Below are 21,849 nucleotides of genomic sequence, written 5' to 3' on the forward strand. Positions count from 1 at the left end.
CGGCGGTTTGAGAAGTACTTTTCACGCTCGGCGTCACCCACCCGATATGGAAGTCACGCTGCTCGAAGCCACTTCGGACCCCGAGGACCTCATCTGCAAGGCGGCGCGCAACGACTACAGCGGCGAGTTCGTCGGCGGCCAGTCCCTCGAAGAGACGATGGCGACCGTCGACGGCGACACACTCGACGAGAAGAAGAAGACCCTCATCGCCCACCTCCTCGAACACGGCCACTTCGGGCCGTTCGAGCACGCCCAGGCGACGTTCGCCGTCGAGGGCGTCTCTCGATCGTGTATGGCCCAGATCACCCGTCACCGCCACGTCTCCTTCGACGTGCAGTCGATGCGGTACGTCTCCTTCGACGACGTCGACCCCGAAGCGGTCCGGGAGGGCGAACTCGTCGTCACGCCGCCGTCGGCGACGGACCCGGACTGGGTCGGTCGAAACCAGAAGCGCGCGTCGGTCTCGGACGAGGAGTTCGAGCGGCGCACGGAGATCTTCAAAGACACCATCGAGCAGGCCGTCGAGTCCTACCAGGAACTGCTCGACCTGGGAATGCCGCCGGAGGACGCGCGATTCGTCCTGCCGATCGGCACGAAGGTCAACATCGTGATGTCGATGAACGCGCGGATGCTGATGCACGTCGCGGACATGCGCGCGGCCGCGGACGCCCAGTGGGAGATCCGCGAGATGACCGAGGAGATGCTCGACCTCGCGGCCGACTGGTGCCCGAAGACGTTCGAGTACTACGAGCGAGAGATGAAGGGACGGAAGAACCGGCTCGCGCCCTGACCGCAGTCGGTCGTCTACGGAGGTCACCCCGGAACGGCCCCATGGGCGTCGTCCGTGGCATCCAATCGACCCGACAGGCCGATACGGCTCGGTTTTCACGAGGGAAATAGACGGACTGAGAGCGGGTACGAAGCCCCGTCATCGGCTCTCACAGTATCAAAAGACGAAACCAGTCCGACACATTCATACTACCACAACCTGAATGAACAATCGTGTCCTACGAGGTGGAACATCCCGACCGGCGGTCGGGAACGGCGTCCGAGGTGATGTGTTCGGTCGACGAAGTCGACGGTCAGCGACGACTCGTCATCGCAGATATCGCCCGGGACGACGCCTGGATTTCCACCATCACGGCGACCACTTGCCACCTCGACGAGTGGCAGTAAGCGGGTCGGCGGCCTGCCGAGACCCCGCACGTCGTCGCTCGACGGCGACTCACGACCGCACGCGGCGATGAGATACGCCGCGTGCACCCGGCGATGGCCCTGAAAGATTTTTGTTCGGCGCCCCGCCAGACCCTTGTATGGAGTACGACGAGATGCTCGACCGGGCGATCGAGGAGACGCCCGAGATCGACGGGACCAGCGAGCGCTTCGAAGTGCCCGACCCCGAGGTTCGCCAGGAGGGGAACGCGACCGTCTACGAGAACTTCCAGGCGACGTGTTCGCGCCTCGGTCGGGAGGACGACCACGTGATGAAGTTCCTGCAGAACGACCTCGGAACCAGCGGCCACATCGACGAGAGCGGGCGGGCGCGCCTGACCGGTGAGTTCGGCGCGGACCGAATCGCCGCGGCGCTCGACGAGTACGTCGAGGAGTTCGTCATCTGCTCGGAGTGCGGCCTCCCCGACACGAAACTCGAACGCGAACAGGGCGCGCTGTTGCTGCGCTGTGAGGCGTGCGGAGCCCGTTCGGCGACCAGCGAGTGAGCTACTGCAAGCCCTTCAGCGTCTGGAGGTCGCGGTCGGTCCTGGTGAACACCGCGAGCCGATGGCTCGCGTGGCAGTTCGGGCAGTGATAGGTCGTATCGTGGCGCGGCAACTCGGTCGGCGTCGACTCCCAGTCCTTCTTACACTCCGGACAGAGCAACCGAACGTACGCTTCCTCCATGTATGGTATTGACACACATTAGCTACGGACAAAAAAGTTCGCGTCTCCCCACCGGGCTGCCTTCACCCGGCTCAGGCCGGGATGTCCTCGGCTTCGAGGAGTTCCTTGTACCGGTTGCGGATGGTGACCTCGGAGATGTCGGCCACGTCGCTGACCTGGCTCTGGGTCACCTTCTCGTTGGTCAGGAGCGCGGCGGCGTACACCGCGGCGGCGGCGAGGCCGACCGGTGACTTACCCGAGAGCATCCCGGCCTGGCGCGCGCCCTCGATGAGGTCGCGAGCCTGGCGCTGAGTCTCCTCGGAGAGGCCCAGGTCGGAGACGAACCGCGGGAGGTAGTTCTCCGGGTCGGCCGGCTGGACTTCGAGGCTGAGTTCGCGGACGATGTAGCGGTATGTCCGGGTCAGTTCCATCTTCTCGACGCGGGAGACGCGCGACATCTCGTCGAGCGACCGGGGGTTGCCGGCCATGCGAGCCGCGGCGTACAGCGCCGAGGTCGCGACGCCCTCGATGGAGCGGCCCGGGAGCAGGTCGTCCTTCAGCGCGCGGCGGTAGATGACGCTGGCGGTCTCGCGGACGTTCTGGGGGAGCCCCAGCGCGCTGGCCATGCGGTCGATCTCGCCCAGCGCCTGCTTGAGGTTGCGCTCCTTGGAGTCGCGGGTGCGGAACCGCTCGTTCCAGGTGCGCAGGCGCTGCATCTTCTGGCGCTGCTCGCTCGACAGCGAGCGGCCGTAGGCGTCCTTGTTCTGCCAGCCGATGTTGGTCGACAGGCCCTTGTCGTGCATCATGTTCGTCGTCGGCGCGCCGACGCGGGACTTTCGGTCCTTCTCGGCGGAGTCGAACGCGCGCCACTCGGGGCCGTGGTCGATTTCGTCTTCCTCGACGACGAGACCGCAGTCTTCACAGACCGTCTCGCCGTGTTCCGCGTCCGTGACGACGTCGCCGCCACACTCCGGGCAGGCCTCCGTCGCCTCGTGCTCCGTCTCTCGTTCGGTAAGTTCCTCGTCTCGTTCTCGTGTGCTGGTTCGTGCTGATGATTCACTCATGATTGGGGTCCTCTTCTGCCGGGTGCAGAAATTTTAAGTTCAGTTGGGGAAACTGTCTTACCCTATAGTTAGTCCGTAAAGTATTTAAATCTTTCGCCGACAGTGGCATCGAATCGCACGACGGGGCCGTGATAGCGTGTAGCATAGAAATCGATTCAGTTATATATCGTGATCCGTCCACGCGCCTCCCCGTCGTCGGTACGTCCGGGAGACGGGCCGCCCATCTGCCCGACCGAGTCGCCGCCTCGGTCGTGACGTCGAGCGCGGTTGAGGTCGGCGGCGCACATGCGGAAGGACACAGATGTTATAAAAAACGATTTTCCCAGATAGCGACGTGATACACTATCGGTAACATCAGATACGTACCAGTTACGTTCGATTGGTGATATCTGGCCCGTCGGTCCAGACGACAGCCGCGCTGTCGTCAGTCCGCCCCGCGTCTTCGAGGCGTGATCGGGACGGACGACTGGTCAGCCGGTTCAGACGGTGAACAGGTGACCCTCGGTCGGGACGTCGAACAGACCGATTCGCGCGCCCGCGTCCAGCCAGGCGTGTCCGTACGAGAACGACGCGAGCGCGTTGACGAGGTCGTCGTCCTCCCTGAAGTGGCGGCCGTCTTCGAGGTACGACTCGGCCATCTCGGCACACTCCAGTGCGGCGTCGTGCATCGGGGTCCCCACCGGCGGCGCGACGGTGGCGGCGTCGAGCGCCTCCGCGAGCAGTCCCTCGTAGCGGTCGGTCTTCTCGTCGAGGTCGGCGGCCATGTCGCCAGAGAGCGGCGGGGCGGGCCTAAGCGTGTCGCTGTCGCGCGTTCGGCGTGCGACAACGCAAGCTAAATACGGTCCGATAGACTAACACGGACAATGACAGAACCGGTCGAACACCGACGACTCATCATCGCTGGCACGGGTGCAGCGGGGCTGACTGCCGCCATCTACGCCGCCAGAAGCAACAACGAACCGCTCGTCCTCGAGGGGGACGAGCCGGGCGGCCAGCTCACGCTCACGAGCGAGGTCGAGAACTTCCCCGGCTTCCCCGAGGGCCTCTCTGGACCGGACCTCATCAACAACATGAAGGAGCAGGCCAAGCGCTTCGGGACCGAGGTCGAACACGGCATCGTCGAGGCCGTCGACGACAGCGAGCGGCCGTTCCGCGTCGAACTCGCGAACGGCGACGTCTACACCGCCGACGCCTTCATCGCGGCCTCGGGAGCCAGCGCCCGCACGCTCGGCGTCCCCGGCGAGGACGACCTGATGGGCTACGGCGTCTCGACGTGTGCCACCTGCGACGGCGCGTTCTTCCGCGGCGAGGACATGCTCGTCGTCGGCGGCGGCGACGCCGCCTTCGAGGAGGCCCACTTCCTCACGAAGTTCGCCGACACGGTGTACCTGGCCCACCGTCGCGAGGAGTTCCGCGCGGAGGACTACTGGATCGACCGCGTCCAGAAGAAGGTCGACGAGGGCGAAATCGAACTCCTGCGCAACACCGAACTGCTGGAGATCCACGGCTCGGCCGAGGAGGGCGTCGACCACGTCACGCTGGCCACCAACGACGAGGGCTACCCCGCGGACAATATCGACGACCCGGACACCGAGACCTACGACTTCGACGTGGGGGCCGTCTTCGTGGCCATCGGCCACACGCCCAACACAGGATACCTCGAATCGACCGGCGTCGAGCTCGACGACACCGGCTACATCAGGACCCAGGGCGGGCACGGCGCCAACCAGACCGCCACAGACGTCGACGGACTGTTCGGGGCCGGCGACGTGGTGGACTTCCACTACCAGCAGGCCGTCACCGCCGCCGGGATGGGGACCAAGGCCGCCATCGACGCGGACGGGTACCTCGAATCGCAGGCCGAGGCCGCGGCCGAAGCGGAGTCCGAATCGCCCGCCGAAGCCGACGACTGAACCGCTGGTCTCTCGGCGGTTCCGAACCGCCACCGAGATGCGTATCCTCGTACCAGTTCGACAGGAACTCGCTCACGCGAGCCGAAGGGCCGCGCTGACTCGTCGCCAGTATCAGTAGACACGTCTCCGAATTGACGTGACGTAGATAGCTATTGTCAGATTCGATAATATTAGCCAAAGATATTACTACGCGGCTGCGGGAACTACTTGATAGATACGGGGGCGGACTCGGACCGGACGGCCGACGAGCGGGGCGTGGTGTGACGGTGGCATCTGAAACCGGGCGTTCCGTCGGGGAGGCGGCGGCGGACGACCGACTCACTGACCCGTTCACGGCGAGCGGCGGACGAGATCGTCGGATCGGCGGCCCAGTCACCCCCGAGTCGCTACACTCGACAACAATGACACGTTCCACTCCGCGTACGCGAATCCAGGCGCTCGCGCTGTCACTGATGGTGGTCGCGGCGGTGTTCGCGGCGACGGTGACGATCTCGGCCAGCGCCGCCGCCGCGGTGAACAGTTCGACGTTCGAGGTGACGGACGATCCCGTCACGCCGGACGGGACGATAACCGTCGAGGGGAACCTCGACTCCGCCGGCGACGTGACCTTCCTGGTCCAGGATCCGGACGACGACGACATCGCCACGGTGACGAAGAACGTCCAGAACACCGACTTCTCGGTGACGATTGACCTGAGTTCGATGAGCTTCGGCGACGGCCTCGACGACGGGGAAGCGAGGCTCTCTGCTGACTATGACAGCGGCTTCAAGTCGGCCGAGGCCCAGGACACGTTCGTCGTCGACAACGAGTATCCGACGGTGGACATCGACTCGCCCGACGACGGGGCGAACCTCACCGGCGCGCCGACCATCAGCGGGACGGCCTCCGACGACGCCGGACTCGACACCGTCGAGGTGTCCATCCAGCGCAGCGACGGGAAGTACTACACCGGTTCCGGCTGGCAGAGCTCGGAGACGTGGCTGAGCACGTCCGGGACGACCGACTGGAGCTACGACACGAGCGGGAACGGCATCAGCAGCGACGACGCGTTCACCGTCAGCGTCCGCGCCACGGACGAGGCGGGACAGACCCGCTCGTACTCGTCCGGCCCGCCGACGCCCGACGCGAACACGCTTCGGGCCGACTACACCGTCGACACGACGAAGCCCTCCATCAGCGGCGTCACGGTCACGGAGAAGGACGGCGACGACACCGTCGAGGTCGGTGACACGGTCACGGTCTCGGCGACGGTGACAGACGCGACGGCCGGCGTCGACACCGTCACGACCGACGCGTCGGCGCTAGGCGGCCCGGATTCGCTGACGCTGTCGCATACCTCAGGCGACACCTACTTCGACTCCTTTACCGTCTCGGACCCGTCGGCGAGCGACGGTTCGGTCACGCTGACGGTGACCGCGTCGGACTACTTCGGCTCGACGCGGACCGACACCGATTCGGTGACGCTCGAAACCGCCATCGAGTCGGTCGACAGCCTCCGGGTCCACAGTGAGTTCGTCGGCGTCGTCGAGGACACGAACACCTCGATCAGGGTGACGGCCGACGGCGTGCGCGACGCCCAGGGGAACCTCGTCGCCAGCGGCGGCGCGGCGACCGAAACCGCGACGGTCGAAATCGCCGGAACCAGCTACACCGTCGACGTGGACGACGGGGCCGTCGAGGCGCGGATCGACCCGACGGAGATCACGGACGACGTGAGCACCGGGTCGACGACGGTCGAAATCGCCGAGGCCGACGCGCAGTCGGACACGGACGCGGTCAGGCTCGTCCACGAGGCCAACGGGCTGGACGAGGGGTACCAGGTCGAAGGCACGCCGATGGACACGTCTGACGTGGTCTTCCAGAACGTCAGCGACGTGACGACGTACGACCCCACGGCGACGAACACGAAGTGGGTCTCGCCGAACGAGAACCAGGCCGGCGAGGGCTACTACGTCTACGGGACCGATTCGAGCGCCCGTATCGGGTACACCTACGAGGAGACGGGCCAGCTCCACTCCCGATACCTCCACGAGGGATACAACCTCGTCGCCGCGACGCCCGACCTGAACTCGGGGTCGTCGGTGACGGTCGACAGCGACCTCGGCGAGGGCGTCACGGTGAGTGACAGCGACGTCACGGTCTACGTCCGCGACGAGAGCGAGGACCTCACCGATCCGTCCGGCGACGCGGACGTGTCGGCGTTCACCACCGCCTCCGGCTCGGAGACCCTCTCGGACTACGAGGGGTACTTCGTCTACCTCGACTCCGGCGAGGAGATCCGGACCGTCGACGGGGAAGGCTACGACCCGAGCGAGGGGAGCTGAGACACCTGCTCGCTCGCAGCCGACGAGTGACGGACCGACGACAGAGACCTGGCCGAACGTGATCGAATGAATCCCAACGTCACAGCTACGACGCGCCGCCGACTCGTGGCGTCCGCCGCATTCCTCGTCCTGCTGGCCGCGACCGGAGTCGTCGCCGGCCCGACGCTCGGGCAGACCGCACCCCCGAACGCGTACTACGGCGCCGCGGTATCGAGCACGGGGACCGACGCGCCCGTGGGAACGACCATCGTCGCCGTGGCGAACGGCGAGATACAGGACTCGATCACGGTCGAGACGGCCGGTGAGTACGGCGGTTCGGACCCCACCGCCGACAAACTGCGGGTCAGTAGCGACATCGACTCGACGGTGACGTTCCATGTCGACGACGCGAGCGGCCCGGAAGCGGCCGAGACTGACCCGAACCCCACCGGCGAGGTCGAGGAACTGGACCTGACGTTCCCGGGCGGGACGTTCGGCGGTCCCACGCCGACGCCGACACCGACCGAAACCGAGACGCCGACAGAAACGGAGACCGCCACCGAGACAGGGACCGCGACGGAGACCGAGACGGAGACAGCGACGGGGACCGAAACGACCGCGACAGAAACGGAAACCGCCACAGACGCCGTGACGGAGACGACGACAGCGGACACCCGGCCGACTGAGTCGAGCGAGCCGGGGGGCTCGACGGGCGACGCGTCCGGCGATTCGGGCCCGGACCAACCGGCCACGGACGGGCCGGGAACGGAGCTCTCGACCGGCGCGGAGTCGGCCGACACGGGTGGTGGCGACGGACGGCGCGCCGCTCTCGTCGTGACGAACGCGACGCTGAACCGGAGCCAGGTCCCCGTCGGCGGGGTCGTCGCCGTGAACGCGACCGTTCGCAACGAGGGGAACGCGACGGCGACGCGTCCGATCAGGCTCACGGTCGCCGGCGAGCCCGCCGCCTCGCGGAACGTCACCGTCCGGGCGGGCGAGTCACGGAGCGTCCGCTTCCGGTACCGAGCCGCCGAGACCGGCGACCACGCCGTTGCGGTCGGGTTCGCGTCCGCCGGGACGCTCAGCGTCGGCCAGAGCGGCGGCCTCGTGCCGTGGGGGCTGCTCAAGACGATCGCCATGTACGTTGCCGGCCTCGTCGTCGCCGTCTACGCGGTGCTGAAGGCGCTCGCCATCTACCTCGGGTACTGAGTGCGACCGCGTCGCGTCCGCGGCGCGGATTCGGATCACGGCGATCCGACGCGTCCCCCGGTCGCACATCCACAGACCCTTTAGGTCCGGCGACGGACACCTGTGCATGGCAAACGAGACTGTCACGCTGACGATCGAGACAGACGACGAAACCGACGAGCTCACCGTCCCGGCCGAACTGCTGGAGATCCTCCGCGAGTCTCCCGACGAGACCGACCCGCAGGTCGTCGGTGACATCGCGATGTTCGGCCTGGCCCAGCGCATCCACAGCGCCGTCCACCACGGCCAGGGCGAACCCGACGAGGACCTCGTCACGCTCGACGAGCAGACGAGCGAACTGTTCGAGGAGCGCTTCGGGCAGACGTTCGCGGAACTGACCGGTCACGACCACTAAGCGCCCGATCGCGCCGCCCGACCCGCGTCTCAGTTCTCCGCGGTCCAGTGGAGTACCACGCCGTCGTCGACCCGTTCGACGCCGGCCAGTTCGAGTTCGGGGAAGTCCTCGACGAAGCCGTCGCCGTCCGCCAGCGTCGGCGCGTCGCGGCCGCCGATGATCTTCGGGCCGACGTAGACGAACAGCTCGTCGACCAGCGACTCCTCGAACAGGCCGAAGATGAGTTCGCCGCCGCCCTCGACCATGAGCCGGTCGATGCCCTCGCCTTCGAGCTTCGCGAGCGTCGTCGTCAGGTCGACGCGGTCCCGGCCGGCGGCGATGACGTACGCGCCGGCGTCTTCCATCTCCTCGATGAAGTCCGGCGGCGCGGCCTCGCTGACGAGGAGGTACGTCTGCGCGCGGCCGTCGAGCACGGTGGCGTCCGGCGGCGTCCGGACGCGCGAGTCGGCGACGACGCGGGCGGGGTTCTCGGGGTCGCCACGCTCGGCCCGGGCGGCGCGCCGTTCCGGGTCGTCGATGGTCAGCGACGGGTCGTCGGCGAGCACCGTGCCGACGCCGACCATCACCGCGTCGCTGTCGGCCCGGAGCTGGTCGACGCGGTCGAAGTCCGTCGGGCCCGAGATCTCGATCTGTTCGCGGCGGCGAGAGGAGAGCTTCCCGTCGGCGCTCATCGCGGCGTTGACGACGACGTGCATACCCGTCCGTGTCGGCGGCCGCCAAACCGCTTTTCGGTTGCCGGCGACCGACTCAGGACGTGGCCCGCTCGGGCCGCTTCGAGAGCTTTCGCACGTCGAGCTTCTTCACGGTTCCGTCGGCGGTCCGCAGTTTCAGGACGGTCTTCTGCAGGACGAGTTCGTCCACGTCGAGCGTCGCTTCGGTGCTCCAGCCCCGCAGCCTGACCATCCCCTCCTCGTCGATCTCCAGGAACGTCCGCGGCTTGCGCTGTGTCCCCATCGTCCACTCCTCGTCGCCGACGGAGAGCTCCTGGCCGCCGGTTTTCGACCACCGAAACACGCAGGCGAACTGCTCGCGGGGTTCGTCCCCCCGGTCGTGGTCGACCCGGGTCCACTGCTCGAAGTCGACGCCGAAGTGCGCAGCCCACAGCTCCAGGTACTCGAAGTCGAACTTCTTTTTGCCGTCGTTGTTTCGACCGCTCCGCCAGATGACGTGGGCATCGGACGGTTTCGAACCGAAGATTCCGGGCACGTCAGGACACCGTCATCTCCGCCTTGTTTTCGTTACTGAAATTCTCTGAGTCGCGTCCAAGAGAGGCTCTATAACGGCAGTAAAGGGCGTATAAATCGGCGATGACGCGTTTCAGATCCATGATTGAATGTTCTCCCAGTATCGTAGATAAGAATTTTGGCCGTTTTTGCAGACGGAGCGAGTACTGGCAGCAGTGACGGTCGCAGACAACGCTTTTGAGTGGCCCCGTCGAACCGTCTGTCGATGTCTCTCGAAGACCATGCCGAGGATCTCGCCTCCGACCTCGGCGTCGACAAAGAGGAGGTCAAACGCGACCTGGAGAACCTCGTCAACTACTCCGTGCCGATGGACGAGGCCAAGCAGAGCCTCAGACGGAAGTACGGCGGTGGCAGTTCGAGCGGCGGCGACGGCACGCCGTCGAGCAAGGCCATCAGCGAGGTCACGACCGGCGACTCGAACGTGACGGTCACCGCCGTGGTGCTCACGTCGGGCCGGCGATCCATCCAGTACAACGGGGAACAGCACGTCATCCGCGAGGGCGAACTGGCCGACGAGACCGGGAAGATCTCCTACACCGCGTGGGACGGCTTCTCCGGCGACCTCGAACCCGGCCAGACCGTCCGGCTCGGCAACGCCGGCGTCCGCGAGTGGGACGGCAAGCCCGAACTGAACCTCGGCGACAGCACCCAGCCGGAGGTCGTCGACGAGACGCTCGCCATCGACTACGAGGTCGGCGGCCGAGCGTCGCTGTCAGACCTGGAACCCGGGGACCGCGGCATCACCGTCGAGGTGCAGGTCCTCGAGTGCGAGCAGAAAGTCATCGACGGGCGCGACGGCGAGACGACCATCCTCAGCGGCGTGCTCGGCGACGAGAGCGGGCGGCTCCCCTTTACCGACTGGGAACCACACGGTGAGATCGAGGTCGGCGCGTCGGTCCGCATCGAGGAGTCGTTCGTCCGCGAGTTCCGCGGCGCGCCCTCGGTGAACGTCTCCGAGTTCTCGACGGTCACCGCGCTCGACCGGACCGTCGAGGTGGCCGAGGACGCCCCGCGGATTTCGGTCCACGAGGCCGTCGACAGTGGCGGCCTGTTCGACGTGGAACTGGTCGGCAACGTCATCGAGGTGCGCGACGGCTCCGGCCTCATCGAGCGCTGTCCCGAGTGCGGGCGCGTCATCCAGAACGGGCAGTGTCGCTCCCACGGGACCGTCGAGGGCGAGGACGACCTGCGGACGAAGGCGATCCTCGACGACGGCACCGGTACCGTCACCGTCGTCCTCGGCGACGAACTGACCGCGGCCGTCTACGGCGGCGACATCGACGACGCCCGCGAGCACGCCCGCAACGCCATGGACAAGGAGGTCGTCGCCGAGCGCATCGCCGACCGCATCGTCGGCCGGGAGTACGTCGTCCGCGGGTCGCTGTCGGTCGACGAGTACGGCGCGAACCTCACCGCCTCGACGTTCGCCGAGGCCGACGACGATCCGGCGACCCGCGCGGAGACCCTCCTCCGGGAGGCGGAGGCATGAGCGAGTCCGAAGACAGCGGCGCGGGCCGGCGCGAGGTCGCTTACCGACTGTTCGCCGCGGAGTTCGACGACGCCGACTTCTCGTACTCCGAGTCCGACGAGGAGCGGGCCCCGAACTACGTCGTCACGCCGACCGGCGCGCGGGTCAACCGCCTGTTCCTCGTCGGCGTCCTCACCGAGATCGAGCGGGTCAACGACGACGTGCTGCGCGCCCGCATCGTCGATCCGACCGGACCGTTCGTCGTCTACGCCGGCCAGTACCAGCCAGACGAACTGGCCGTCCTCGAAGCGGCCGAACCCCCGATGTTCGTCGCCGTCACGGGCAAGGCCCGGACGTTCCAGCCCGAGGACAGCGACCGCGTGTTCACCTCCGTCCGCCCGGAGAGCATCAGCCAGGTCGACGCCGACACGCGCGACCGCTGGGTCGTCCAGGCGGCCGAGCAGACGGCGGCCCGCGTGGGACAGATGGCGAGCGCCAAGCAGACCGGCCTGACCGGCGAGGACCTCCGGAACGCGCTCCTCGAACAGGGCGTCGACGAGAGCGCCGCGGCCGGCATCGCGCTGGCGCTCGACCACTACGGCACGACCGGGGACTACCTGGAGGCGCTCCGGGAGACGGCGCTCGACGCCGCCCGCGTCGTCGCCGGCGAGACGGGCGAGGCGGACCCGCTGTCGCTGTCGCCCGGCGACGGGACCGACGACCCGCTCCCCGTTCTGGCGACGACCGACATCGACGCGACGGCCACAGATGCGACGACCGCCGGGATGGCGGACGATTCGCCGTCCGAAATCGCGTCCGACGACACGACTGCCGACGAGTCGGACGAAACGGCGGAGCCGGTCGAAACAGGCTCCGCCGAGAGCGAACCGACGGCGGACGCCGATCCGGCCGAGGCGGCGGAGACGGGTGCGCCCGCCGAAGCCGCCGACGCCGAGCCCGCGACCGACTCGCCGGGCGCACCGGCCGGCGACGCGTCCGCCGAACCGAGCACCGATGCAGCCACGAGCGACGCCCCGGCCGAGACCCCCGAGACCGCGACCGACGCCGGAGCCGACGAGACCACCGCCGGCGACTCCGCAGGCGAGGACGTCCCCTCGACGCCCGCACCGAGCGAGCCCGCGGAGACGTCGTCGGCGTCGAGCGAGTCGGCGACCGACGCCGACCCGACGGTGCAGGACGAGCCCGAATCGTCGTCCGAATCCGACGACGACCTCGGCGACTTCGACACCGAGTTCGAACTGGACGAGGACGAGCGCGAGGAGATCGAACAGGAGTACGGCACGGCCTTCCAGAGCGGGGCCGAGGTCGACGACCCCGGCGAGGCCGACATCGAGACGCCGGACCCCGACGACCTGGCCGAGGCGGCCGAGGAGGGCGCGCCAGCCGACGCCGCCGACGCCGAGCCCGCGCCCGACTCGTCCGGTGCGCCGGCCGGCGACGAGTCTCCCGAGCCGAGTACCGGCGCGGCGACGAGCGACGCGCCCGCCGAGACCCCCGAGACCGCGACCGACGCCGGAGCCGACGAGACCACCGCCGGCGACTCCGCGGGCGAGGACGCGCCCGCCGAAGACGTGGACCTCGAAGACGCCGTCATGGAGGTCATGCAGGACCTCGACGACGGCGGCGGGGCCGACCGCGAGGAACTTCGCTCGACGGTCGCGAGCCGCTACGGCGCGGACACCGACGCCGTCGAGGACGCGATCCAGGACGCGCTGATGGGCGGGCGCTGCTACGAGCCAGAGGACGGCAGGCTCACTCCGATCTGAGGCGGCCTGCCGTCCGACGGATCGCCGCCGCCAGTCGAGCCGCGGCCCTTTTCTCCGCAGGGACCCAACCGAGCGCCGATGCGCGTCGAACCGCTGCCCGGCGTTCCGGCCGCGACGGTCGACACCGACGGCGAGCGCCTGCTGGCGGTCGCGGACTACCACGCCGGCATCGAGGCCGGCCTGCGCTACGAGGGCGTCGAACTCCAGTCGGCCGCCGAGGACCGCCGCGAGCGGCTGCTGGACGCGCTCGACCGTGCCCGCGCCGACCGGCTAGTGGTCGTCGGCGACCTCGGCCACGCCATCGGCGACCCTTTTCGGGCGGAGCGCGAGGAGCTGTCGGCACTCTTCGACGCTCTCGACGTGCCAGTGACAGTCGTGAAGGGGAACCACGACGGCGGCCTGGCGGACGTGGTGGCCGATCTCGCTCCCGACGTGACGGTGACGCCCGGGCACGGGGTTCGCATCGGCGACGTGGGCTTCGCCCACGGCCACACGTGGCCCGCGCCGGACGTGCTCGCCGCCGAGGTCGTCTGCGTTGGCCACGAGCACCCGGTCGTCAGACTGGAGGACAGCGTCGGGGGGTCGCGCAAGGAGCGGGCGTGGCTCCGCGGCTCGCTCGTCCCCGAGCCGTTCGCCGAACGGTTCGACGGCGATCTCGACGCGGACGCGGACCTCGTGGTCTTCCCGGCGTTCAACGACCGCTCGGGCGGGACGTGGGTCAACGTCGATGGACAGGACTTTCTCGCGCCGTTCCTGCCCGACGGGATGACTGGCTCGGAGGCGTTCCTGCTCGACGGGACGCGGTTGGGCGCGTACCGGCGGGTCTGAGAGCGGTCTCGGCGACTACTCGGCGAGCGCCGCCTCGAGTTCGTCGACCAGTTCCTCGTTCCCGAGGAACGTCGGCGTCCGGTCGTGGATTCCCTCGGGGTCTACGTCGAGCAGCGACTGTTCGCCGTCGCTCGACGCGCCGCCGGCGGCCTCGACGAGGTAGGCCAGCGGCGCGGCCTCGAAGTGGATCCTGAGCTTGCCGCCCGGATACGTGGTCGTCGCCGGGTAGCCGAACAGGCCGCCGTATTCGAGCACCTGCGCCAGGTCGGCGACGGTCGCGCCGCCGTAGCGGAGCTTCAGGTCCCGCTCGAAGCGCTCGGCAGCGGCGTTGACCGCGTCGCTGCGCTCGCCCGTCTTGCCCGCGAGGCCGACCACAGTCGGCTCATCGGGGAGGCTGAACTGGCCCCAGCGCTCGCTGTGGCCATCCCGAAGCAGGTACTCCTGGACCACGTCGCGATCGGAGCGAGCGACGGTCAGCGTCGTGTACGGCCCGTACAGCACCATGATCGAGGCGACCATCGACCGGCCGCTCGCGGGGAGCGGCGCGTCGTAGACCCCGATGATCGTCCCGACGGAGTTGTTCGACGCGAGGTTCGCGGAGCCGTCGAGCGGGTCGATAGCGACGCTGTAGCCCTCGCCGCAGTCGACCACGTCGGCCCGTTCCTCGCTCGCGTACGCGCCGACCCCGTCGATGTGGGCGACCGCGTCGAAGAACAGGTCGTCGGCCCACACGTCGCCGCCGACCTGCGCCTCGCCGCTCGGGTTCTCGCCGGCGGAGCGGTCGGCATGGTTGGCGAGATTGCCGCTGACGTAGTGCGCCGTGTCCTTGACGGCCCGTTCGATCTCGTCGAGCGTGTTCACCGGCGACCACCCGCCGGGGAACGAGCGTCGATTGTCATACGCCACACTCCTCGTGGGAGGGGCATAAGGCTGTACCCGCGCCCACCGCGGACAACGTGTTTAACCCGACGTAGCCGCTAGGGAGGGGCGATGACTGACGGGGTCGCTCGCGGCGAGGACGCCTTCACGGCGCTCGGGCCGGCGGTGCGGAACGCGCTCTCCGAGCGGGGCTTCTCGACGCCGACCGAGCCACAGCGAAAGGCCATCCCGACGCTCTCGACCGGACGGGACGCCCTCGTGGTCGCGCCGACCGGCACCGGCAAGACCGAGACGGCGATGCTGCCCGTCTTCGACGCGCTGGCCGAGGCCGACGACCGGTTCGGCATCGGCGCGCTGTACATCACGCCGCTCCGGGCACTGAACCGCGACATGCGCCAGCGCCTCGACTGGTGGGGTGAGACCCTGGGCCTCGACGTGGACGTTCGCCACGGCGACACCACCGACTACCAGCGCCAGAAGCAGGCCGACGACCCGCCGGACGTGCTCGTGACGACGCCGGAGACGCTGCAGGCGATGCTCACCGGGTCGAAGCTCCGCCGGGCGCTCGAAGACGTGGACCACGTCGTCGTCGACGAGGTCCACGAACTCGCCGCGGCGAAGCGCGGCGCACAGCTGACGGTCGGCCTCGAGCGACTCCGGGAACTGTCGGGGTCCTTCCAGCGCATCGGTCTCTCGGCGACCGTCGGCGACCCGAGGGAGGTCGCCCGCTTCCTCACCGCCGGCCGCGACTGTGCCATCGTCGAGGTCGACATCGGCAGCCGCCTCGACATCGAGGTCGTTCGACCGCAGATCACCGACCGCGACGAGACGCTGTCGAGTACGCTCGTCACCGACGCGGGGACCGCGAGCCACGTCCGCTACATCGCCGATCTCATCGACGACCACGAGTCCGTTTTGCTGTTCGTCAACACGCGTCAGACCGCCGAGGCGCTCGGCTCGCGGTTCAAGGAGCTCGGAACGGACCTGGGCGTCCACCACGGCTCGCTGTCGAAGGAGGCCCGCATCGACGTGGAGGACCGCTTCAAGGCCGGCGACCTCGACGCCCTGCTGTGTACGTCCTCGATGGAACTGGGCATCGACGTGGGCCACGTCGACCACGTCGTCCAGTACGGCAGTCCGCGGCAGGTCTCGCGGCTCGTCCAGCGGGTCGGCCGCGCCGGCCACCGCCGCGACCAGGTCTCTTCGGGCACGGTCGTCACCACCGACGCCGACGACACGCCGGAGGCGCTGGCCATCGCCAGACAGGCCCGAAACGGCGACGTGGAGCCCGCGGAGATCCACGACGGGAGCCTCGACACCGTCGCCAACCAGATCGCCGGCCTGGTGATGGACACCGGCGAGATTCGCGCGATGCGGGCCTACGAGATCCTGACGCGGGCCTATCCGTTCCGCGACATCGCCGAGGCGGAGTTCAAAGGAGTCGTCGAGGAACTGGCGGCCAACAACGTCGTCTGGCTGGACGAGGAGCGAGACACCCTGGAGAAGCGCCGCGGCACGTGGCAGTACTTCTATCAGAACCTCTCGATGATCCCCGACGAGGCGACCTACGACGTGGAGGACGTGGCCTCCGGCCAGCAGGTCGGGACGCTGGACGAGCAGTTCGTCGTCAACTTCGCGACCCCCGGCGAGGTGTTCGTCCAGCGCGGCGAGATGTGGCGCATCACTACCATCGACGAGGAGGAAGAGGTCGTGACCGTCTCGCCCATCGAGGACCCCGCCGGCGAAGTCCCGTCGTGGGTCGGTCAGGAGATTCCGGTCCCGCGGGCGGTCGCGGCGGAGGTCGGCGAACTGCGGCGCGTCGCGGGCCAGCAGTTACGGGCCGGCGCGGACGTGGGCGCGGTCGCCCGCGACGTGGCGACCCGCTACGACGCTGGCCGGACCACCGTCGCCGACGGGCTCTCGCAGGTGGAGAAGCACGAGGGGCCGATCCCCGACGACGCGACCGTCGTCGTCGAGTTCCACGGGCGCGAGGTGATCGTCAACGCCTGTTTCGGTCACAAGATCAACGAGACGCTCGGCCGGGTGCTGTCGGCGCTGCTCGGCCAGCGCGCGGGGTCGTCAGTGGCGATGGACGTCGATCCCTACCGAATCACGCTCGAAGTCCCGCGGCGGATCACCGCCGGCGACGTGATCGAGGTCGTCGAGGAGACCGACCCCGATCACCTGCCCGCGCTGGTCGAACTGAGCCTCAAGAACGCCGACGCGCTGAAGTTCAAGCTCGCGCAGGTCGCCACGAAGTTCGGATCGCTCAAGCGCTGGCGCGGCCGCGGATCGACCGACTTCGGCCGCGACCGCCTGCTGGCCGCGCTGGAGGACACGCCGATGTACGACGAGGCGCTCCGGGAGGTCCGCCACGAGGACCTCGCCATCGGGGAGACGGCCGACCTGCTCCGGGATATCCAGACCGGCGACGTGGCCCTCGAGACCGTCGGCGAGCACACGGCCATCGGGACCGGCGGCAGTTCGTCGGGCCGGGAACTGCTGTCGCCGGAGAACGCCGACGCCAGCGTCATCCAGACCGTGCGCGAGCGCATCCAGAGCGACCGCGTCATCCTCCTGTGCCTGCACTGCAAGGACTGGGACCGGAAACAGCAGGTCGAGCGCGTCCGCGACCAGCCGTCGTGTCCGCAGTGCGGGTCGACGCGCGTGGCCGCGCTGAACCCCTGGGCGGAGGAGGTCGTCTCGGCGGTCCGGGCCGACGAGAAGGACGCGGAGCAAGAGAAGATGACCGAGCGGGCCTACCGCTCGGGCTCGCTCGTCCAGAGCCACGGGAAGCGGGCCGTGGTCGCGCTCGCCGCCCGCGGCGTCGGCCCGCACAACGCCGCCCGGATCATCAACCGCCTGCGGGAGGACGAAGACGAGTTCTACCGCGACATCCTCCGGCAGGAACGGGAGTACGCGCGGACGCAGTCTTTCTGGGAGTGAGCGCGGGACCCTGCGGATGTGGCCCCTAGCTCAGATCGCGGACAGCGCTCGCGAGTCGCGGCCGGACAGCTTCGGCGTCTGCGTCCTCGACCGTGAGCTTCGTGTGGCGCTCGTCCGTGTCGGTCACCTCGGCGAGCAGGCCGCCCCGGCGGTCGACCTCGACGTAGACGGTCAGCCGGTCGTCGTCGAACACGGGAACGACCTCGACCTCGTCCACGTCGCCGGCGAACTCGCCGCCCTGTGGCCGGAACTCGAACTCCTGGACGAAGCTCGCCGACGTGCCAAAGAGGCTCCCGCGCGTGGCCTGACACGACGACGAGCGGAGCGTGAAGCCGAGGTCGGACAGCGCGTCGAAGACGGCCTGCGTCCGGGGCGTCGGTTCGACCTCGACGTGGTCCTCGTCCTCGGGGTCGACGGCCATCGAGATGTCGAGTCCGGTCTCGATCTCGACGGCCGTCGAGCGCGTCGTCACCGGCGTCCGACGGGGAACGTCGATGGTCGTTTCGAATCTGCGCTGTCCGTCGGCCTCGATGGTGAACGGCTCCGTCAGTTGCCACTGCTCGACGATAGCGTCTTTGAAGCCCTCGTCGGTCTTGTACTCCGTCTCGATGGCGAAGTAGACGGCGTCGATGTCCTGGTCGGTCGAACCGCCCTCGACACGGACCTCGGCGTCGACGGACTCGCCGGCGCGGACTGTGCTGGAGGGCAGGACGGTATCGACCGTCGCGGAGCCGATACCGATGCGAGAGAGGACGTCTTTCATGTCCACCGGGTGATGGGAACGCCATCGCGTAAAAACTTCGTGGTGGGCTGCGAGTGAGTGACGGCCCCGCCGACGGCGGGCAACTCAAGCCGCTGGGCGGCGAACGGGGGGCAATGGCAGACTGGCGCGAGGCGTCGGACCCGACCTGTCCGGCCTGTGGAGAGGCGCTTGCGGCGACGGCGCTGCGCTGTCCCCACTGCGAGGAGTCGCTGCTCACCGAGGAGCAGGTCGAACTGCTGGACGAGCGGGCGGCGGAGGCGATTCCGGAGGTGAATCGCAGCGCACCCAGGTGGGCCGTCGCGCTCGCGGGCCTGTCGCTCGGAATCGCCGTCGCGCCGCTCGTCCTGTACGCCGTCGTCATCCTCGTCGGCGACCTCTCGCTGCCCGTCGCCGCGGCGGTCCTGCTCGCCGGGTGGCTCGGGCCTGCGGGGTACCTCTCGCGGCTTCGAAACCCCAGCGAGGCGCTCGCACGCGGGCTCTACCTCGTCGTCGCAGGCGTGGCCGCCGTCGTCCTCGCGGTCGGGTACGAGGTCCTGCTCGCCGACGGGCCGTCGGTCGTCTCCGAGGAGACGGCGCTCGTGTCGCTCTTGCTCGCCGTCCCGGCCGCGCTCGGTGCGCTCGTCGCGCGTCGCGCAGCGCGGCGGGCCGCCCGGCAGGCCCGCGGCGATCCGGGCCCGATACACGAGCGGTTCGGGCTGGACGACGACGGGCCGAACAACTGAAAACGCCTAAGCGGGGCCCCGCCATCCACACGCCCATGCGACTGGAGGAGTACTGGGGTATCGGCCCGAAGACATCCGAACTGCTCACCGAGGAGCTGGGCGTCGAGCGGGCCATCGAGGCCATCGAGTCGGCGGACACGCGCGCGCTGACCGGGGCGGGGCTCTCTCGGGGCCGGGCGACGCGCATCCTCCGACGGGCGACGGGGGCCGAGTCGATGGATTTGCTCGCCACCCGCGACACCCGCGACGTGTACAAGGAGCTACTGGACCTCGCCGAGGAGTACGCCGTCACGGCGGACGCGGCCGACAAGATCCGTGTGCTGACGCCGCTTCCCACGCGGGAGGCGATGGACGAGCGACTCGACGACGTGCTCGCGGCCCGCGACACGTGGGCCGACCTGTCGGACGCGGACCAGCGCGCGGTGCTCGACGCCTTCGACGGCTACGACGCGAGCGGGGGCGAACTGGCCGCGGTGAAGGCGGCGCTGGCGCTCCAAGAGACCGGCGTCGAAGGGGGCGTGTTCGAGTCGGTGGCGTCGCTGGACGGCGATGCGCTTTCGGCCGCCAGGGCGGCGCTGGCCGGGCTGGCCGGCGACGGCGACTCGGTCGGCGAGGGAGCCGACGAGGAACTGGACCGCCTCCGCGACCAACTGGGCCAGGTCGAGGACCTCGCCGCCGCATCGATGTCGGTCGTCGAGGCCGTCCAGGAGGGGGCGCGCCGACCTGCAGAGTTCCAGGACGCGCTCGTCCGTCACGTCACCGACGAGACGGGTATCGACGCCGCGCGGGTCCGGGACGCGATGCCCCGGGAGGCGACTGACGCGCGGGACTTCGTCGACGCCGCCCTCCGGGACCTCCGAAGCTCGCTTCGGACGGACGCCCAGGAGCGCGAGCAGGCCGTCGCCGACCGCCTCGAAGACGACCTCGCGGACGCGCGCGACGACATCGACGCGGCCGTCGCGGCGGTCGACGCCCTGGCGCTCTCGGTGTCGCTTGCCCGCTTCGCCATCGCGTTCGACCTGACGCGGCCGACGTTCGTCGAGGGCAGAAAGACCATCGCGGTCAAGCGGGCGCGGAACCTCGCGCTCTCGGACGTGGACAGCGTCCAGCCGGTCACCTACGCCGTCGGCGACCACTCGCTCGACCTCGACCGAGCGAACCGACCGCCCAGCGGCGACCGGGTGGCCGTGCTCACCGGCGCGAACTCCGGCGGGAAGACGACCCTGCTCGAGACGCTGTGTCAGGTCCAGTTGCTCGCGCAGATGGGACTGCCAGTGCCCGCCGAAGCAGCGGAGGTCGGGCTCGTCGACACGGTCGTGTTTCACCGCCGCCACGCCTCGTTCAACGCCGGCGTCCTCGAATCGACGCTCCGGTCGGTCGTCCCACCGCTGACCGAGAGCGACCGGACGCTGATGCTCGTCGACGAGTTCGAGGCCATCACCGAGCCCGGCTCCGCCGCCGACCTGCTGCACGGACTCGTGACGCTGACCGTCGACCGCGACGCGCTGGGCGTGTTCGTCACCCACCTCGCGGACGACCTCGAACCGCTGCCCGAGGAGGCGCGGACCGACGGCATCTTCGCGGAAGGGCTGAGTCAGGACCTCGACCTCCAGGTGGACTACCAGCCCCGCTTCGGAACGGTGGGCAAGTCGACGCCGGAGTTCATCGTCTCCCGGCTGGTCGCCAACGCAGCCGACCCCGTCGAGCGAAACGGCTTCGAGACGCTCGCGACCGCCGTCGGCGAGCAGGCGGTCCAGCGGACGCTGTCGGACGCGATGTGGACGGACGAATAGGGTCGCGCTGTTACAGCCGTCTGGTGCGGCGAGACTGTGTTCGATTGTTCGAGTCGCGTCGCCGTCGGTCGATGACGGCGGCGAGATAGACGTGTTCCATCATGATCGTCGTCCCGACGGGAGTCGAACCCGCGCCGGGCGAGGCCCGGAGCCGCCTGCGGCTAACCGGGACGGCGGGGCGGGACAGCGCGACAGCGGGAGAACGCGACCGGTTCGGTCACGCCTCGCGGTCGACCTCGACCCGGTTGACCGCCATGACGCCGAAGCCCTGCTGGAGGAGCGCGGTGCTCGCGTCGACCCGGTCGGACTCGTCGGAGATGCGGAGCGACAGTGACACGTCGGCGTCGACGCGGATGTCGGTCCCCGTCGGGCGGACGCTCGTCACCCGGTCGACGGTCACCGAATCGACGCCGTCGACGGCCGCGAGGACCTCGGCGACGCCCGCCTCGAGGGTCTCGGACCCGCCACGCGGGACGCGCAGTGATACGTCGGCCGATACCTCGGTCGGGGGAGTCGCCTGGAGCGACATAACGCCGACGGCCGGGGTCGAACCGGGCCCGGTGGACGGACCGGCGTCCGTCGGGGAGGGCACTCGCCGAACGAGTCGCGTCGGTGGGGGGCTGCGCGTCGGTGGATGGAAACCGTGCGTCGGTGACGG

Annotated in this window: 21 protein-coding genes; 13 read left to right on the plus strand and 8 right to left on the minus strand. The window is 69.0% G+C overall.

The window, feature by feature from the left end; genetic code table 11:
• The first annotated feature begins 46 nt into the window (after positions 1-46).
• The 3 genes from thyX (at position 47) to GM656_RS13070 (ending at position 1,718) form a co-directional block, all read left to right on the plus strand.
• A complete protein-coding gene (gene thyX / locus GM656_RS13060; RefSeq protein ID WP_162414112.1) occupies positions 47-790 on the plus strand; it encodes an FAD-dependent thymidylate synthase in 744 nt (247 codons plus the stop codon).
• 212 nt (positions 791-1,002) lie between these two features.
• Positions 1,003-1,176, plus strand: coding sequence for a DUF7556 family protein (locus GM656_RS13065; RefSeq protein WP_162413809.1), 174 nt, complete (start codon positions 1,003-1,005; stop codon positions 1,174-1,176).
• A 137-nt stretch (positions 1,177-1,313) separates the two neighbouring features.
• Positions 1,314-1,718 carry a translation initiation factor IF-2 subunit beta gene (locus tag GM656_RS13070; protein WP_162414113.1) on the plus strand — a complete coding sequence of 135 codons (405 nt, stop codon included), beginning with the start codon at positions 1,314-1,316 and terminating at the stop codon, positions 1,716-1,718.
• A 1-nt stretch (position 1,719) separates the two neighbouring features.
• Here GM656_RS13070 and GM656_RS13075 read toward each other — a convergent pair whose 3' ends face one another.
• From GM656_RS13075 to GM656_RS13085, 3 genes are all read right to left on the minus strand, one after another.
• Positions 1,720-1,899, minus strand: a complete 180-nt coding sequence (locus GM656_RS13075; RefSeq protein WP_162414114.1) for a DUF7836 family putative zinc-binding protein — start codon at positions 1,897-1,899, stop codon at positions 1,720-1,722.
• 71 nt (positions 1,900-1,970) lie between these two features.
• Positions 1,971-2,942, minus strand: coding sequence for a transcription initiation factor IIB (locus GM656_RS13080; protein ID WP_162414115.1), 972 nt, complete (start codon positions 2,940-2,942; stop codon positions 1,971-1,973).
• A 479-nt stretch (positions 2,943-3,421) separates the two neighbouring features.
• Positions 3,422-3,706 carry a DUF357 domain-containing protein gene (locus GM656_RS13085; RefSeq protein ID WP_162414116.1) on the minus strand — a complete coding sequence of 95 codons (285 nt, stop codon included), beginning with the start codon at positions 3,704-3,706 and terminating at the stop codon, positions 3,422-3,424.
• Between the two features lie 99 nt (positions 3,707-3,805).
• On the opposite strand from GM656_RS13085, the gene GM656_RS13090 reads away from it, so the two are divergent.
• From GM656_RS13090 to GM656_RS13105, 4 genes are all read left to right on the plus strand, one after another.
• Positions 3,806-4,855: an NAD(P)/FAD-dependent oxidoreductase gene (locus tag GM656_RS13090; protein ID WP_162414117.1), complete on the plus strand. Its 1,050-nt coding sequence runs from the start codon at positions 3,806-3,808 to the stop codon at positions 4,853-4,855.
• A gap of 401 nt (positions 4,856-5,256) precedes the next feature.
• A complete protein-coding gene (locus GM656_RS13095; RefSeq protein ID WP_162414118.1) occupies positions 5,257-7,179 on the plus strand; it encodes an Ig-like domain-containing protein in 1,923 nt (640 codons plus the stop codon).
• A gap of 105 nt (positions 7,180-7,284) precedes the next feature.
• Entirely contained in the window at positions 7,285-8,367 is a 1,083-nt protein-coding gene (locus tag GM656_RS13100) for a CARDB domain-containing protein (protein WP_162414119.1), read from the plus strand.
• Between the two features lie 106 nt (positions 8,368-8,473).
• Positions 8,474-8,761: a DUF7545 family protein gene (locus GM656_RS13105; protein ID WP_162414120.1), complete on the plus strand. Its 288-nt coding sequence runs from the start codon at positions 8,474-8,476 to the stop codon at positions 8,759-8,761.
• 29 nt (positions 8,762-8,790) lie between these two features.
• Here the strand turns inward: GM656_RS13105 and GM656_RS13110 are convergent, their stop codons facing one another.
• Positions 8,791-9,456 (minus strand): 2,5-diamino-6-(ribosylamino)-4(3H)-pyrimidinone 5'-phosphate reductase, encoded by a 666-nt coding sequence (locus tag GM656_RS13110; RefSeq protein WP_162414121.1) that lies wholly within the window; start codon positions 9,454-9,456, stop codon positions 8,791-8,793.
• 52 nt (positions 9,457-9,508) lie between these two features.
• On the minus strand, positions 9,509-9,967 hold the full coding sequence (locus GM656_RS13115) for a hypothetical protein (protein ID WP_162414122.1): 459 nt from the start codon (positions 9,965-9,967) through the stop codon (positions 9,509-9,511).
• Between the two features lie 243 nt (positions 9,968-10,210).
• Between GM656_RS13115 and GM656_RS13120 the strand changes: the two genes are divergently transcribed.
• From GM656_RS13120 to GM656_RS13130, 3 genes are all read left to right on the plus strand, one after another.
• Complete coding sequence (locus GM656_RS13120; protein WP_162414123.1) at positions 10,211-11,494, plus strand: Single-stranded DNA binding protein; 1,284 nt, start codon at positions 10,211-10,213, stop codon at positions 11,492-11,494.
• Complete coding sequence (locus GM656_RS13125) at positions 11,491-13,260, plus strand: hypothetical protein (protein WP_162414124.1); 1,770 nt, start codon at positions 11,491-11,493, stop codon at positions 13,258-13,260. The genes GM656_RS13120 and GM656_RS13125 overlap by 4 nt, the downstream gene beginning before the upstream one ends.
• A 78-nt stretch (positions 13,261-13,338) precedes the next feature.
• Entirely contained in the window at positions 13,339-14,088 is a 750-nt protein-coding gene (locus tag GM656_RS13130) for a metallophosphoesterase (protein ID WP_162414125.1), read from the plus strand.
• Between the two features lie 15 nt (positions 14,089-14,103).
• Here the strand turns inward: GM656_RS13130 and GM656_RS13135 are convergent, their stop codons facing one another.
• A complete protein-coding gene (locus GM656_RS13135; RefSeq protein WP_162414126.1) occupies positions 14,104-14,949 on the minus strand; it encodes a class 1 fructose-bisphosphatase in 846 nt (281 codons plus the stop codon).
• Between the two features lie 129 nt (positions 14,950-15,078).
• Here GM656_RS13135 and GM656_RS13140 point away from each other — a divergent pair, with 129 nt between their 5' ends.
• Positions 15,079-17,913, plus strand: coding sequence for a DEAD/DEAH box helicase (locus GM656_RS13140; protein ID WP_162414127.1), 2,835 nt, complete (start codon positions 15,079-15,081; stop codon positions 17,911-17,913).
• A 25-nt stretch (positions 17,914-17,938) separates the two neighbouring features.
• Here the strand turns inward: GM656_RS13140 and GM656_RS13145 are convergent, their stop codons facing one another.
• A complete protein-coding gene (locus GM656_RS13145) occupies positions 17,939-18,676 on the minus strand; it encodes a sporulation protein (RefSeq protein WP_162414212.1) in 738 nt (245 codons plus the stop codon).
• A 53-nt stretch (positions 18,677-18,729) separates the two neighbouring features.
• On the opposite strand from GM656_RS13145, the gene GM656_RS13150 reads away from it, so the two are divergent.
• Positions 18,730-19,398: a DUF2089 domain-containing protein gene (locus tag GM656_RS13150; RefSeq protein WP_241692767.1), complete on the plus strand. Its 669-nt coding sequence runs from the start codon at positions 18,730-18,732 to the stop codon at positions 19,396-19,398.
• Positions 19,399-19,433: 35 nt separating this feature from the next.
• Complete coding sequence (locus GM656_RS13155) at positions 19,434-21,191, plus strand: MutS-related protein (protein ID WP_162414128.1); 1,758 nt, start codon at positions 19,434-19,436, stop codon at positions 21,189-21,191.
• A gap of 217 nt (positions 21,192-21,408) precedes the next feature.
• Here GM656_RS13155 and GM656_RS13160 read toward each other — a convergent pair whose 3' ends face one another.
• On the minus strand, positions 21,409-21,720 hold the full coding sequence (locus GM656_RS13160) for a hypothetical protein (protein ID WP_162414129.1): 312 nt from the start codon (positions 21,718-21,720) through the stop codon (positions 21,409-21,411).
• Positions 21,721-21,849: the final 129 nt, after the last annotated feature.

The sequence above is a fragment of the Haloarcula salina genome (genome assembly GCF_010119195.1).
GTDB lineage: Archaea > Halobacteriota > Halobacteria > Halobacteriales > Haloarculaceae > Haloarcula > Haloarcula salina.

Bases quoted from the DNA above. Each gene is read 5' to 3' on its own strand.
- GM656_RS13070 (WP_162414113.1), top strand. From the start codon at position 1,314: ATGGAGTACGACGAGATGCTCGACCGGGCGATCGAGGAGACGCCCGAG.
- GM656_RS13110 (WP_162414121.1), bottom strand. From the start codon at position 9,456: ATGCACGTCGTCGTCAACGCCGCGATGAGCGCCGACGGGAAGCTCTCC.
- thyX (WP_162414112.1), top strand. From the start codon at position 47: ATGGAAGTCACGCTGCTCGAAGCCACTTCGGACCCCGAGGACCTCATC.
- GM656_RS13130 (WP_162414125.1), top strand. From the start codon at position 13,339: ATGCGCGTCGAACCGCTGCCCGGCGTTCCGGCCGCGACGGTCGACACC.
- GM656_RS13085 (WP_162414116.1), bottom strand. From the start codon at position 3,706: ATGGCCGCCGACCTCGACGAGAAGACCGACCGCTACGAGGGACTGCTC.
- GM656_RS13155 (WP_162414128.1), top strand. From the start codon at position 19,434: ATGCGACTGGAGGAGTACTGGGGTATCGGCCCGAAGACATCCGAACTG.
- GM656_RS13090 (WP_162414117.1), top strand. From the start codon at position 3,806: ATGACAGAACCGGTCGAACACCGACGACTCATCATCGCTGGCACGGGT.
- GM656_RS13105 (WP_162414120.1), top strand. From the start codon at position 8,474: ATGGCAAACGAGACTGTCACGCTGACGATCGAGACAGACGACGAAACC.
- GM656_RS13120 (WP_162414123.1), top strand. From the start codon at position 10,211: ATGTCTCTCGAAGACCATGCCGAGGATCTCGCCTCCGACCTCGGCGTC.
- GM656_RS13095 (WP_162414118.1), top strand. From the start codon at position 5,257: ATGACACGTTCCACTCCGCGTACGCGAATCCAGGCGCTCGCGCTGTCA.
- GM656_RS13160 (WP_162414129.1), bottom strand. From the start codon at position 21,720: ATGTCGCTCCAGGCGACTCCCCCGACCGAGGTATCGGCCGACGTATCA.
- GM656_RS13075 (WP_162414114.1), bottom strand. From the start codon at position 1,899: ATGGAGGAAGCGTACGTTCGGTTGCTCTGTCCGGAGTGTAAGAAGGAC.
- GM656_RS13125 (WP_162414124.1), top strand. From the start codon at position 11,491: ATGAGCGAGTCCGAAGACAGCGGCGCGGGCCGGCGCGAGGTCGCTTAC.
- GM656_RS13140 (WP_162414127.1), top strand. From the start codon at position 15,079: ATGACTGACGGGGTCGCTCGCGGCGAGGACGCCTTCACGGCGCTCGGG.
- GM656_RS13145 (WP_162414212.1), bottom strand. From the start codon at position 18,676: ATGAAAGACGTCCTCTCTCGCATCGGTATCGGCTCCGCGACGGTCGAT.
- GM656_RS13080 (WP_162414115.1), bottom strand. From the start codon at position 2,942: ATGAGTGAATCATCAGCACGAACCAGCACACGAGAACGAGACGAGGAA.